The organism is Lujinxingia vulgaris (genome assembly GCF_007997005.1).
Taxonomy (GTDB): domain Bacteria; phylum Myxococcota_A; class Bradymonadia; order Bradymonadales; family Bradymonadaceae; genus Lujinxingia.
This window is the reverse complement of record NZ_VOSL01000118.1, coordinates 1-13,289: the sequence shown is the minus strand read 5'-3', so window position 1 is coordinate 13,289 and position 13,289 is coordinate 1. Positions and strand designations below refer to the sequence as shown.

The window sequence follows — 13,289 nt, the reverse complement described above, 5'->3', positions numbered from 1 at the left end:
GACGCGCGGCCGCTCCAGCTCGGCCCGCAGGGGCGTTGAGGTGCCGGGGCTCAGGTGCAGCGCCGGGAGCTCGGCGCGGGCCTCCAGCGGTCCGCGCGAGAGCGTTGCGTTCACCTCGCTCAAGGTCAACGTCTGGGCGCCGGCGTCGAGCGTCACGCGGGCGACCTCCACGGTGGCGCCGGCCGGTCCGGCCAGCGAGAGGGCGGGGCTCGAATCGCCACCGGCGTCGAGGCGAGCGAGGCGGTGGAGGGGGGAGATCTCCCCGGCGATCGCGAGTTCCGCTTGCGTGGCGAAGGGGCGTAAGAGAGCGGGAAGTTCAACGCTGGCGCCCACCTCCCAGCTGTCGCCGCCGCTCTGGAGCGCCACATCGTTGAGCGCCATCGCCAGCGCGGGGTAGGCCTCCCCGGCATCCAGCGTGAGCCTGTTAATCGCCACGTCAGGCAGGTGGTTGAGCAGGTGAGCGACGCGGGGGGCAGCGAGCAGGCCGCCGGTGGCGCCGGCCCCTGGGTTGGCCGGCGTCGGGCTCTCGGTCGACGCGCCGTCGGCGCCCCGGAGCTTCTGGAGATGGCGGCGAAGCGCGCCCGGATCGTCGATCGTGAGCGCGGCGTTGCGCACCTGCAGGGAGGTCAACTCCGGTGTTTTGGTGAGCAGCGAGAAGGGGCTGGCTTTGAGCGCGATCTCGGCGGCCTCGAGGTGGGTGGCCAGGCCTTCGTGCTCAATGTGAACATCGCTCAGGCGCACTCGCCCGGTCCAGCTCAACTCAAGCGCGCTCCAACTTGCCGTGGCTCCAGCGCGCGCCAGAGTGGCGGGAAGCGCGCGCTCGACCATCGGCGCGGCCAAACGCGGCAAAAAGAGCGCGCCGCCGAGCAGCGTGACTGCCAGCAACGACAGGGTGATGAGGGTGATACGGCGTCTCAAGGGCTCTCCTGCCCGTCCAGGCCAACATCCGGGGCATCGTGGGCCCGATTAGCCCCAACCCCCCCGGTGTTGTCAACGTTTTGGGGCGGGATTTCACGAGGTGTTACGACGAGGACGCTCGCTCCATGTGCTGGCGAGGGTGGGGTGACGTGATTTTTGCGTTGAAGAACGCTCGATCAGGTGCTGATCGAGGCCCGCACCGGTTGAAGGACGTTCGATCAGGTGCTGATCGAGGCCCGCGCCGGTTGAAGGACGCTCGATCAGGTGCTGATCGAGGCCCGCGCCGGTTGAAGGACGTTTGATCAGGTGCTGATCGAGGTATGCGCCGGTTAAAAGACGGTCGATCAGGCGCTGATCGAGGTGTTTTCAACATGAAGCAGGTCGGAGCACCGCGTGATCGCGGGTGCTTCACGTTGAAGACCGGCCGATCAGCAGGTGATCACGTGTCTCTGCGCTGCGGAGACGCGTGCTCAGCACCTGTGCACCTGAGGTTCAACTCTGGACGGAGGCGATCAGGTGCTGATCAGGAGAGGTTCACCTTGAAGGAGCGGCGATCAGCACCTGATCGCGCAAACTTCATTTTAAAGTAGAGGGGATCAAGCGCATGGAATAAGGCGGAGCCCCAAATCAGGTTGCTGGAGCCCCGAGCGGGCGTGGGGGGCGTTTGACATCCGCGAGTACGATGCGGGGCAGGGGTGCGCGGGCGCGCGCGCCTTGACGCCCGGGGGCCCCGCAGTGAAGGTTAGGCAGAATTTTCAGGGTCGAAGCAAGGCGTGACGCGCGCGGGCCCTACGCACGAAGCAGTCGAGGACGTATGCGAGGTCGCTGGCCGAAGCAAGAGATGCTGCTGCACCCCCGACGCCGACGTCGGCGCGGGAGGCCCTGGTTGACGGGCCTGCTGGTGCTGCTGGCGGTGGGGGCGTTGGTGTATCTGGTCGTCGGAGGGGAGGAGGAGCCCGACGAGCAGGAGCTCGTTCGGGGCCTGGCCTTTGCCGAGGCGTATATGCGGGTCAACAGCGCGGTGGCGCTCGCGCAGGCGACGCTGACCAGCGGCGAAGCCGAAGCGATCCTGGCCGAAAAAGCCGAGGAGGCCGCGCTCAGCGCGAGCTTCACCGAGGGGCAGGCCGCCGTGATCGCTGGCGAGATCAAACCCAATCAGTCCGTCTTTGTGAGTCTGCAGGCACGAAACGTCTCCGCCGGTGCGATCCATGAGGTGGTCACGGCCACCGAGAAGGAGTTCGATTTTCGGCGCAGCCGCCCCGGCGATCAGTGGCGGGTGGAGACCGACGCCAGCGGCGCCATCATCGAGTTTCGCTACCAGACGTCTCCGGAAGACATCTGGGTGACCACCCGCCAGGACGACGGCACCTACGTGGCGGTCAAGCAAGAGGTGCCGATTGAGACGCGGCATGAGGCGGTGGCCGGCTCGATCGCCTCAAGCTTCTGGCTGGCGCTGGAGGCGACCGGGGAGAGCGGGGCGCTGGCGCATCGTTTCATGGAGATTTTTCAGTACACCATCGACTTCAACACCGAGACGCGCGCCGGCGATCATTTTGCGATGATCTTTGAGAAGGTCTACCTCGAGGGGGAGTTTTTGCGTTACGGGCGCGTCATCGGCGCCAAATACATGGGGGAGCGCGGCACGTACTGGGCGTTTTATGATGAAGAGCGTGGCGAGGAGCCGGGCTATTACGACGAAGAGGGGGAGAGCCTGCAGCGGCAGTTTTTGCGCAGCCCGCTGCCTTTCACGCGCGTGACGAGCCGTTACGGGCGTCGCGTGCACCCGGTGCTGGGAGGCACGCGGATGCACCGCGGCGTGGACTATGGCGCGCCGATCGGCACGCCGGTGCAGGCGGTGGCCGACGGCACGGTGGTCTTTGCGGGGCGCGCGGGGGGCTATGGCAACCTGATCAAGATTCGCCACAGCGGCGGGTTTGAGACGCGTTTTGCCCACCTCAACAATTTCGCGCGCGGCATTCGCGCCGGGGTGCGGGTGACCCGCGGACAGCTCGTGGCCAAGAGCGGCAACACCGGGCGCTCCACCGGCCCGCACCTGCACTATGAGATGCTTCAAAACGGCCGCCATATCGATCCTTTGAGCGTGGACACCGCGCGTGGCGAGCCGCTTAAAGGGGAGGCGCTGGCCTCGTTTAAGAGCGAGATCGTGGTGCCCTGGCGAGCGCAGCTCACTGAAGCGCTGCGTGAGGCCGCCCCCCGGGCCCTGGCTCAGCGCGAGGCGGCCAGCGGCCCCGATGAGCAGCTCGATACGATCCAGAGCGAGCCCTGAGCCGCCTTTCACGTATTCTTCTTTGACCCGATAGACCGACGAGAGCCCCATGGCCCAGAGTACCCCCCGTGAAGAGCGTCCTAACCTGGCTGTGCGCGTGCTCGAGAAGATCGCCGCGGCCGGCAACCGCCTCCCCGATCCGCTGACGCTTTTTGTGATCATGGCGGCGCTGGTGGTGGTGGCCTCCGCGCTTTTTGCTGGCGCCAGCGCCGAGGTGCGCCAGCCCTCCGGGGAGCTGAGCACCCAGACGGTGCAGAGCCTGCTGAGCTGGGAGGGCATCCGGTGGATGTTCTTGAGCGCCATCGACAACTTCATGGGCTTTGCGCCGCTGGGCCCGGTGCTCACGGTGATGCTCGGCATCGGCGTGGCTGAGCGCACCGGCTTTATCACGATGGGGCTGCGGGTGCTGGTGGCCTCGGTGCCGAAGAGCATGATCACGGCCACGCTTGTCTTTGCGTGCGTGATGAGCTCGATGGTGGCCGACGCCGGCTACGTGGTGCTGACGCCCCTGGGGGCGCTTCTTTTCGCGGGGTTGGGGCGCCACCCGATCGCGGGGCTTGCGGCGGCCTACGCCGGGGTCTCCGGCGGGTTTAGCGCCAACCTCCTGATCACCGGGCTCGATCCGATGCTCGCCAGGCTGACCGGTCAGGCGGCCGAGACGCTGGATCCGACGTATGCGGTCAACGCTACGGCCAACTACTACTTTCTGGTGGTCTCCACGGTGCTTGTCACCGTGGTGTGCACCTGGGTAACGACCAAGATCGTCGAGCCGATGCTCGGGGAGTGGAACCCCTCGCAGGCCAGCGACGAGTACAGCGGGGATGAGCAGGCTGAGGAGCCGGGTAAGGAGGAACGTCGCGCCTTCTTTATCGCGCTGGGTGTGGGCGCGGTGGTCGCAGCCGGCATTGCGTTTCTGGGCATCTGGTCGGGCTCACCGCTTCGCGATCCGGTGGAGCCGGGGGGCCTTCCGGTCGACGCGCTGCACTCCTATTTTGAGGCGGTCGAGGTGCTCATCGCCTTGCTCTTCATCTTCCCGGGGATCGTCTACGGGGTGGTGATGAAGTCGATCAAGAGCGACAAAGATGTGGCGAAGATGGCCAGCGACACCATGGGCACGATGGGGGCGTATGTGGTGCTGGCCTTTGTGGCCGGGCAGTTCGTGGCCTACTTCAACTGGACGGGGCTCGGGGCGATCACGGCGGTGCGCGGCGCCGAGGGCCTGGAGGCGATCGGGCTGACGGGGATGCCGCTCTTGCTGGCGTTTCTGGTGGTCTCGGCGGCGATGAACCTCTTTGTGGGCAGCGCCAGCGCGAAGTGGGCGTTTATGGCCCCGATCTTTGTGCCGATGATGATGATGATGGGCTTTAGCCCCGAGGTGGTGCAGGCCGCCTACCGGGTGGGCGACTCGATCACCAACATCATCACGCCGCTGATGCCTTACCTGCCCATCATCATCGTGTTTGCGCAGCGCTACGTGAAAGACATCAAGATCGGCACGATCCTGACCACGATGCTCCCCTACTCGGTGGCGCTGGGGATCACCTGGACGATTCTGCTGATCATCTGGGTGCAGTTCGGGCTGCCGCTGGGCCCGGGAGTCTCCGCGACCTATGTGATGCCGGGGGGCTGAGGTTTTTGTCCGGGCGGCGGAGCCCGACGATGGATGAAAAAAGCGCGCCGGCAGGCGCGCTTTTTTGTGTCTTACATCGCCCCGCTTCCGGGGTTTTCATGGCTAAAAACGATCAGCGCACCTGCTGGGTCAGGAGCTCACGGGCGGCGTCGCGGGTGGTGGTGGTGACGCGGGCACCGCCGAGCATGCGCGCGATCTCTTCGATGCGCTCCTCGTCGCTTAAGGGGCGGATGATGGACTGGGTGCGCTCGTCGACGAGCATTTTCTCGACCAGGTAGTGGTGATCGCTGCGCGAGGCGATCGAGGCCAGGTGGGTGATGCAGAGGACCTGGTGGTCGCGGGAGGCGTTCTGGATCTTCTGGCCGACCACATCGGCGGTGGCGCCGCCGATTCCGGTGTCGACCTCATCGAAGACATAGGTGTCGATGGCGTCTCGCTCGGCCAGCACCGTCTTGATGGCCAGCATGATACGCGAGAGCTCGCCGCCGCTGGCGATCTTGGCCATGGGGCGAGGCTCTTCGCCGACGTTGGGGGCGAGCAGGAATTCGAGGCGGTCGAAGCCGCGGGCGTCGAGGGTGATGCTCTCGTCGGCCTCCGAGGCCCGCGCTGGCGGAAGATCGGCGGGGGTGAAGTGGGCAACAAACTGGGTGCGGGCCATGTTGAGATCGCCGAGCTCCGCTTCGACGCGGCGGCGCAACTCGACGGCGGCTTCGCGGCGCGCCTGGCTGAGCTTGCGGGCGATGACCCAGGCCTTCTGGCGCGTTTTTTCGAGTCGGGCTTCGAGCTCCTGGCCGTGCTCCTCGGCGTTGTCGAGGCGGTGGAGCTCCTCGCGCATCTGGGCGGCGTTTTCCAGGATGGCGGGGATGTCGTGACCGTACTTTCGGCGAAGTTTTTTGATGACTTCCAGGCGCTCGATGACGCTGTCGAGGCGGTTCGGATCGTTGTCGACGTCGAGGTCCTGATCCTGAAGATCGCGGGCGGCCTCCTCGGCGGCGATGCGGGCCTCTTCGAGGCGCTGAGCCAGGGATTCGAGGCGTGGATCGTACTGGGAGGCGCGTTTGAGCGCGTCGACGGCTTCGCCGAGGCGTTCTACGGCGGAGTCGTTGTCGGCGTAGGTGTGGCGCACCGCGCTGCGCACCGCGTCGTTGATCTTCTCGGCGTAGCGGAGGCGATCGACTTCACCCTCGAGCTCTTCTTCTTCGCCGGGCTCAAGCTCGGCGGCGTCGATCTCGACGAGCTGAAAGCGCAAAAAGTCGGCGCGGTGGAGGCGGTCGCGCACGTTTTCGCGCATCGCCTTGAGCTCGCGGCGGATGGCGTTGACCTCGCGGTAGGCCTCGCTCATCGCTTCGACGTCGCCGCTTAAGTTGGCGAAGGCGTCGAGCAGGCCGATATGCTCCTCGGGGCGCAGCAGGCTGTAGTGCTCGTGCTGACCGCTGATATCGACCAGCCCGCGGGCGATGTCGGCGAGGTTGGTGACGGTGGTGAGGCTGCCGTTGATAAAGACCTTGTTGCGCCCGGCGCGGCTGACGATGCGGCGGATGATGAGCTGGCCTTCAAACTCGATGCCCTGTTCGCCCAGGCGCTCGCGCAGCCTCTCGGCGGTGGCTTTGCCGGGCTCGAAGACGCCCTGAACGACGGCCTCATCCTCGTCGGTGCGGATCACCTCGGTGGTGGCGCGCCCGCCCAGCAGCAAGTTCAGCGCGTCGATGATGATCGATTTGCCCGCGCCGGTCTCGCCAGTGAGCACAGTGAAGCCTGCGCGCACCGGGATCTCCAGGTGTTCGATGATGGCGAAGTTGCGAATGACGAGGTGGGTGAGCATGGTCAAGCCCCCGAGAACATTGAGAGAGCGCCCGAAGCTGGGCACACGTATCATGGAGTCAATGGCAAATTACCCTGAAGCGCTCTTCCTGCGCATAAGTTCAGGAAATAAACCTTCCGGGTTCAGGTTTCAACCCGAGTGATGGCAAATTTAGTATGCTGCTGGCATGCCATGAGGATGACGGACGACGAAACGACCGAAAGGACCAGGCCATGAGAGAGGACGAGGGCGGGCAGGTGATCGACCCGCAGCAGTGGCTGGAAGTGCGGGTGGAATCGTTGATTGAGAAGGAGCGTCACGAGGAGGCGGTCAGCTACCTGCTGCGCCTCTTCGAGGGGCTGGAGGAGGCCGAGGCGCGCAGCCGCTGCGCAACCTTTCTGGGGTACCTCTACCTTGTGGAAGACGATGTGGAGCGCTCCCAGGCGTGGTTGGAGCGGGCCCGGGAGTTTGAGCCGGACGATCCGCATCTGAGCTACGCGCTGGGGCATGTGGCGATGGTCAGGGGGGCGCCCTGGCGCGCGGCGCTGCGTTTTCTGGAAGCTTTTGTGGAGGCGGAGGAGGCGCATGACGCCGCGGAGTTTTTGCGCAGCGCGGCGCTGGCGGTGCGCGCCGGCGGGCAGAGCGCGCCGGCGGTGAGCATGCTGCTCGGGGCGCTGGACCGGGACCTGGGCAACCCCTGGATCCTTGATGGGCTGGCGCGCGTCTACCAGGACGATGGGCGCTGGCTGGAGAGCCTGGAGGCGCTTAAGCGCCTGGGTGAGGTGGTGCGCGCGGCGACGAGCTCGCTGACGGTGCGGCGATCGCCCTCGGCGCGCTACCTGTTGCGGGAGCGACTGATCCGGCGCTCGGTGGAGGTGGGCGATGTGGTGGAGCGGGCCCGGGAGGTCAACCAGAAGTTGCGACGGCAGTTCGAGGTGGTGCTCGACGGCAGCCAGCGCCGCGGTCCCACCGGGCTTGCGCCGCTGCGCTTTCCGCAGGCGCTGGGGCATCTGCTCGAGGTGCTCGGCGCCGAGGAGCGGGGGCTGGAGCTGACGGAGACAGCGCTGAGGTTGTGGGCGCAGGCCAGCCACGAGCGTTTTGGGGACTATCTGGGGGCCGAGAGCCTGGCGGCGGCCGTGCATGTGCTGGTGGAGCGTTTGCACTGGCGCCAGGGGTCGTCGCCGCAGGCGATCGCAACCTCCCATGGATGCGATGAAGATCGGGTCGGACCGGCCGCGCGCGTGGTCGCGGGCAAGCTGGAGCTGCAGCTCTTTGATACGCGCCAGCTCTACGGGGAACTTCGCCCCGAGGAGCGCGCGCGTTTTGAGGCGTTGAGTCGCGCGCTGCTCTTTGGCGAGGGGCTCCGCCAGGCGCGCTCCACGGGCCATAGTCTGGGAGGTGGGTGATGCGCAGGGCGGATCTGGTGTTGCTCGATCTGGATGGGACGGTGATCGGCCCCGACGGGCAGGTGGCCCCGGAGGTGTGGGAGGCGGCGGCCCGCGCGCGCGAGGCGGGCGTTCGCATCGCGGTGTGTACCGGGCGCGCGGCCTGCGGGGTGGCGCTGGAGGTCGCTCAGCGCCTCGATCCGGATGCCCCCCATATTTTCCACAATGGCGCGTTGATGCTGGCCGGCGACGAGGTGCTGCATGGTGAGGAGGTGCCCGCCGATGCGCTGCGGGCGGTGGTGGCGCACGCCCGCCACCACACGCTGACCGTGGAGCTCTACACCCCGCATGCCATCTTTGTGGATCGCATCTGCGAGCGCTGCGCCCACCACGCCGAGGTGCTGGGTCAGGAGGTTGCCGAGCGCGATCTTCTGGAGGTGGTGCAGTCGGAGCGTGTGGTGCGCGCGCACTGGATTGTGGCGCCGGAGCACATCGATCGCGCCACCGCCCTGGCGCTTGCCGGCTGTGAGGTAGGCCAGGCGTCGTCGCCGGCGCTTCCGGAGAGCCTCTTTGCCAGCGTGACGGGCCAGGGCGTCTCCAAAGGGAGCGCCGCCCGGAGGGCGGCGCAGCGCCTCGGCGTCGAGCTTCGGCGCGCGATGGCCGTGGGCGACAGCCCGGGCGATCTTCCGATGCTGGAGGTCGTGGGGCTGCCGCGGGTGATGGCCGACGGTCACCCCGATCTCATCGCGCGCTATGTGAGCGTGCCCGGCGTCGACGCGCACGGCGCGGTGCGCGCGCTGCACGAGGCCGTAGGGCTCTCGCGCTGAGCTCTGGCGAAGCTCAGGTCTTAGAAGCGCAGCCCCAGCCCGCCGACCCAGTCCAGGCCGCCACGCGAGACCCCGTCATCCTGGGTGTAAACCGTGCCGTTGCTATCGCGGAAGGTGATGGTGTTGTAGCCGAACTCCATCAAGAGGCGCGCCTCGGCGAAGAGAAAGAAGCCGTTGTCGTCGTTGACGGTAAAGCGCCCGCCGAAGAGCGGTCCGAGCAAAAAGGTCGTCTCGCTGAAGTCGCCCTGGGCCGGATCGTTATCGACCGAGAGGGTGAAACTGTAAAAGGAGGGGCCGGCGGTGAAGCCCGCGTAGGTGTCGAGCTGGGGAAGATCGATGGCTTTGGCGATCGCGTCAAAATGCAGCGTGGCGCGGGCCAGGGGGTTGACGTACCAGGCGCTGACGTTGAGCGGGGTCAGGGCGGTGACGCCTGCGCAGAGCAAGCACCAGCCCAGGTTCACGGTGCCGCCGAGCCCCAGGGTCAGGCCATCACCGAGGGGAATCAGCCCCAGGTCGGCGCCGGGCTCAAGGAAGAGGTAGAGCCCGCTGCTCAAGCCCCCGGAGAGGGTCACGTCGAGGGTGCCCAGACCAAACGCCAGATCGGGGGTGTCGGTGATGCTGACATCGCCTTCGGGGCCGAGCGCGGATTCGGGAGGTGCCGGCGCTGGCGAGGTCGGCTCCTGGGCGGCGGCGGAGCCGGTGAGGAGCAGCATGGTGGTGGCGATTGCGGCGAGCGTGAACATGAAGTGGCGCATCGAAGTTACCCCTGGAGTGTGAATCATTGGCAAGCGTGGGGAGCCCGGTGTGGAGCTCCACCTCCATCGGCAGAGTTGAAGTAGAGGGAGGTTAGTCGGACGCCCGGGCAAGTCAATGGTCGAGCGCCGGGGGGAGGGCGTGTGCGGGGTCAGAGGAGGGGAGCGTGTGCGTGGCCAACGGGCGGCGGGTGCGAACCCAATGGGTGTGGCGAGAACGAAAAACGCCCGCCCCACCATCGGAGGTGGGACGGGCGTCTTCGTTTACGCCCGACATCGGGCGAGGGCGCGTTGTTTGTGGCGGCGACGTGCTGCCGGGCTGATGGGCAGCGCCTTAATGCTTGCGCGGGCCGATATCTTCCATGACGTCGCCGGGGGTATCGTCATCGTCGTTCTTTGCGCTCGGGCTGACGCTCGGGGGCTCGGGCTGATCGCGGGCCTCGCGGGCCGGATCATCAGCGGCGTCCGAGGCGCTGGCCTCTTCGGGCGGCAACGTCTCACCGACCACCTGGCGGTAGAGGTAACGCGCGCCCAGCGAGGCCCCCATCCCGGCGACCAGGGCCGCCGGGCCCATCGTGCCGGTGATCATGTAGGCGGCCAGGGTGCCGGCGGTGCCCGAGGAGCTGGTCAAAAAGCCGCAACCGGCCTCGGAGCCGGCGTGAATCACGGCCTGCTTGCCGTCGATGCGCCCCTGGCTCATCGCGCGCATTGCGTTCATGCCGCCGAGCGCGCCATCGACGACGGCGCCGGCCACGCCGGCGCGCCCGCAGATCAGCGCCAGGTCTTTGATGGGGCCGGAGGTGATGACAAAACGTGCGCTCTGCACCATCGGCGCGTGCGCCACCATTGAGGCGGTCTGGGCGGCGCCCTGGCGGGTGTTCACCACCGAGGTGCGCAGCGCTCGCAGCGACGCCTCACCGGTGGCGCGGCGCGCCACCCGGCGCGCCTTTCGTCCCAGCAACTTCAGGCCCTTCTCTAAGCGATCAGCCATTCCTTCCTCGCGGCAACATGGTGGGGTCGAAGTGCGCCTGCGTGCTTGCATGCGCCCGGGCAAAGGTTATGCTCCACCCATCAATGTAAGCAACGCCTGTGGCGCTGACAAATTCCCTCCCTTCCTGTGGCGAGCCGCCCTGCGGACGCTTTATCTCTACGTGCTGGAGCGATGCGATGATCGTATTGCGCGATGTGCACACCGACGACCTCGACCAACTCGAGCGTCTGGCCCACCACCTCAACACCCTCAACCTGCCGGCCTCCCGCGACAAACTCGCTGCGATCATTGAGGAGAGCCGGCTGAGTTTTGCCGGCGCGCTGCCCCATCACGAGCGCCAGTATGTGTTCGTGATGGAGGACGTGGCCGCCGGGCGACTGATCGGCACCTCGATGATCATCGCTCAGCACGGCAGCTTTGAGCGACCCACCGTCTATTTTGAGGTGCGTCAGGAGCAGAAGTACTCGCAGACCCTGGCGAAGTACTTCGTGCACCAGGTCCTGCAGCTGACCTTTAACTACGACGGCCCCACCGAGATCGGCGGTCTTATCCTTGACCCCGCCTACCAGGGGCATCCGATGAAGCTGGGTAAGTTGCTCAGTTTTATGCGTTTTTTGTTCATCGGTCGGCATCGCGACTGGTTCCGCGAGGCGATCATCGCCGAGCTCTTGCCCGAGCTTAACCCCGACGGCACAAGCGATCTCTGGGAGTGCCTGGGGGCGAACTTCACCGAGCTGGAGTACCGGGAGGCCGATCAGCTCAGCCGACAGAACGTGGAGTTCATTCGCAGCCTCTTTCCGCAGACGCCGATCTACACCGCGCTCTTGCCCGAGCATGTGCGCGAGAAGATCGGGGTGGTCGGCGGGCCGACGCGCCCGGTGGAGAAGATGCTGCGTTCGATCGGGTTTGAGTGGGATCGCAGCATTGACCCCTTTGATGGCGGCCCCACCTTTGTGTGCCCCACCGACAGCTGCCGGCTGATCCAGCGCACGCATGAGGCGCACTTTGTCGGAAGCTTTGAGCAGGCGTCTCAGGCCGAGGGGGAACTTCTGGTGAGTGTGGAGCGCCCCGGTGATCGGGCGTTTGCGGCCACGGTCGCGCGTTACCGACGGGTGCCGCGCGGATATGAGCTTTATCAGCCGGACGCCGCTTTGTTAGGCTTGGCACCTGACGCGGCAATGGGAGTGATGATTTTGAGCGGTGATGAGATCGAAGATCTCTGGCGAGGCCAGCGTGTGGAGCCGGCCGAAGTTCGCTGAATAGCGTCGCAGCACTGTTCCAATGGGGGGAACGATGGTGGTTGGGAATACGATGAGTGAGACAATCGCGGAGGCCGACGCTTCCGTATTAAGCCCGGGCGAAGAGCTCGCCGGGCGCTATGTGCTGGGGCATCGGCTGGGGACCGGTGGGTTTGGGGCGGTGTATGCCGCGCGCGATCGCCTGCTCGATGAGCAGGTGGCCGTCAAGATTCTCGACACCCGTGAGCCCATCATTGAGCAGCGTCACGTCTGGCGCGAGGCGGCGATCTTACGCGTGCTCGATGTGCCCGGGGTGGTGCAACTTCGCGATGAGGGTATCCATCAGGGGCGCTACTTTCTGGTGATGAGCTACGTCGACGGGCGGCCCTTTCCCGGGGCCGGCGTCTACGGGTGGGAGGGGCTGGCGGTGCGGGTGCGCAGCCTGCTTAAGGTGCTGGCGCTGGTGCACAGCCAGGGTGTGGTCCACGGCGACTTAAAGCCGGGCAATGTGCTCGTGGATGACGCCGGGCGGGTCACGTTGCTCGACTTCGGGGTGGCCTCCTCCCAGGGCTTAAGCGTGCAGGCCGGCGGGGTGGTGCGGGGCACGCCGGTCTATCTGGCACCGGAGCAGTGGCGCGGCGAGGCGCCGAGCCCGCAGAGCGACCTCTATTCGGTGGGGGTGATGATTTATGAGGCGCTTGTGGGGCAGCGTCCCTACCAGGCCGACTCCGTCTCGAAGTTGATGAAGGCGGTGCTGCTGGAGCCCTTGCCCGACTGGGAGCCGCGGGTGCGCGGGGTGCCCGATGAGGTGGAGTCGCTGGTGTATCGGTTGCTGGCGCGTTTTGCCGAGCGACGCCCGGCCAGCGCGCAGCACGCCCTCTCGATGTTCGCCGCCGGTCGTCAGCGTTACCAGGAGGTGGAGTGGCCGATGCTGGGGCGCGAGGCCGCCTTCGCAAAGGTGGAGCAGGCCATTGAGCAGCGCCAGCCCATCGATGTGGCCGGACCGCCGGGCTCGGGGCGCTCGCGCCTGCTCGACGCCATCGAAGATATCTACCGCGCCCGCGGCGATCGTCCGGTGCTGCGCGTGGTCTCGGGGAGCCGGCCCCTGGAGAGCCTGTGGGCCTTTGGGAGCTCCGACGTTCAACGGGAGGGCGGGTTTGAGGAGGTTTCAGCCCTGGCGAAGAAGCGCGTTGGCGAGGTGTTGCAGGAGGGCGGGGTGGTGCTGGTCGACGATCTGGAGCAGGTCGACCGCTGGTCGCGAAAGGTCCTCGATGCGGCGCGCCCTCTGGGCGCGATGGTGCGCGCGGTGGAGCCGCAGCAGGCCTCGGTGCCCAGGGTGGAGCTGGGGGATTTGAAGCCGGTCCAACTTCAGGGTCTCTTTGTGGGCCATGAGGAGGTCTTCGGGTTGCGCAGCGGTGGGGCGCATGAGCTGTGGCGGCGCACACTAAGAAAACCAACAC

General features: G+C 66.6%; 10 protein-coding genes. 6 read left to right on the top strand and 4 right to left on the bottom strand.

The window, feature by feature from the left end; genetic code table 11:
• The coding region (locus tag FRC96_RS16785; RefSeq protein WP_146976128.1) for a hypothetical protein at positions 1–918 on the bottom strand (918 nt) is incomplete at its 3' end.
• An 814-nt stretch (positions 919–1,732) separates the two neighbouring features.
• Here FRC96_RS16785 and FRC96_RS16780 point away from each other — a divergent pair.
• Entirely contained in the window at positions 1,733–3,205 is a 1,473-nt protein-coding gene (locus tag FRC96_RS16780; RefSeq protein WP_146976126.1) for a M23 family metallopeptidase, read from the top strand.
• 49 nt (positions 3,206–3,254) lie between these two features.
• Positions 3,255–4,835, top strand: coding sequence for an AbgT family transporter (locus FRC96_RS16775; RefSeq protein ID WP_146976125.1), 1,581 nt, complete (start codon positions 3,255–3,257; stop codon positions 4,833–4,835).
• Between the two features lie 112 nt (positions 4,836–4,947).
• Here the strand turns inward: FRC96_RS16775 and recN are convergent, their stop codons facing one another.
• Positions 4,948–6,657 (bottom strand): DNA repair protein RecN, encoded by a 1,710-nt coding sequence (gene recN / locus FRC96_RS16770; protein WP_230470368.1) that lies wholly within the window; start codon positions 6,655–6,657, stop codon positions 4,948–4,950.
• A 212-nt stretch (positions 6,658–6,869) separates the two neighbouring features.
• Here recN and FRC96_RS16765 point away from each other — a divergent pair, with 212 nt between their 5' ends.
• A complete protein-coding gene (locus tag FRC96_RS16765; protein WP_146976121.1) occupies positions 6,870–8,042 on the top strand; it encodes a tetratricopeptide repeat protein in 1,173 nt (390 codons plus the stop codon).
• Positions 8,042–8,848, top strand: a complete 807-nt coding sequence (locus tag FRC96_RS16760) for an HAD family hydrolase (protein WP_146976119.1) — start codon at positions 8,042–8,044, stop codon at positions 8,846–8,848. The genes FRC96_RS16765 and FRC96_RS16760 overlap by 1 nt, the downstream gene beginning before the upstream one ends.
• Positions 8,849–8,868: 20 nt before the next feature.
• On the opposite strand, the gene FRC96_RS16755 is transcribed toward FRC96_RS16760, so the two are convergent.
• Together FRC96_RS16755 and FRC96_RS16750 are read right to left on the bottom strand one after the other, a co-directional pair.
• Positions 8,869–9,591 carry a hypothetical protein gene (locus FRC96_RS16755; protein WP_146976118.1) on the bottom strand — a complete coding sequence of 241 codons (723 nt, stop codon included), beginning with the start codon at positions 9,589–9,591 and terminating at the stop codon, positions 8,869–8,871.
• 343 nt (positions 9,592–9,934) lie between these two features.
• On the bottom strand, positions 9,935–10,591 hold the full coding sequence (locus FRC96_RS16750) for a hypothetical protein (RefSeq protein ID WP_146976116.1): 657 nt from the start codon (positions 10,589–10,591) through the stop codon (positions 9,935–9,937).
• 176 nt (positions 10,592–10,767) lie between these two features.
• On the opposite strand from FRC96_RS16750, the gene FRC96_RS16745 reads away from it, so the two are divergent.
• Together FRC96_RS16745 and FRC96_RS16740 are read left to right on the top strand one after the other, a co-directional pair.
• Entirely contained in the window at positions 10,768–11,850 is a 1,083-nt protein-coding gene (locus FRC96_RS16745) for an arginine N-succinyltransferase (RefSeq protein ID WP_146976114.1), read from the top strand.
• A 52-nt stretch (positions 11,851–11,902) separates the two neighbouring features.
• Positions 11,903–13,289, top strand: a 1,387-nt coding sequence (locus FRC96_RS16740) for a serine/threonine-protein kinase (RefSeq protein ID WP_230470367.1), incomplete at its 3' end; no start/stop codon positions are given.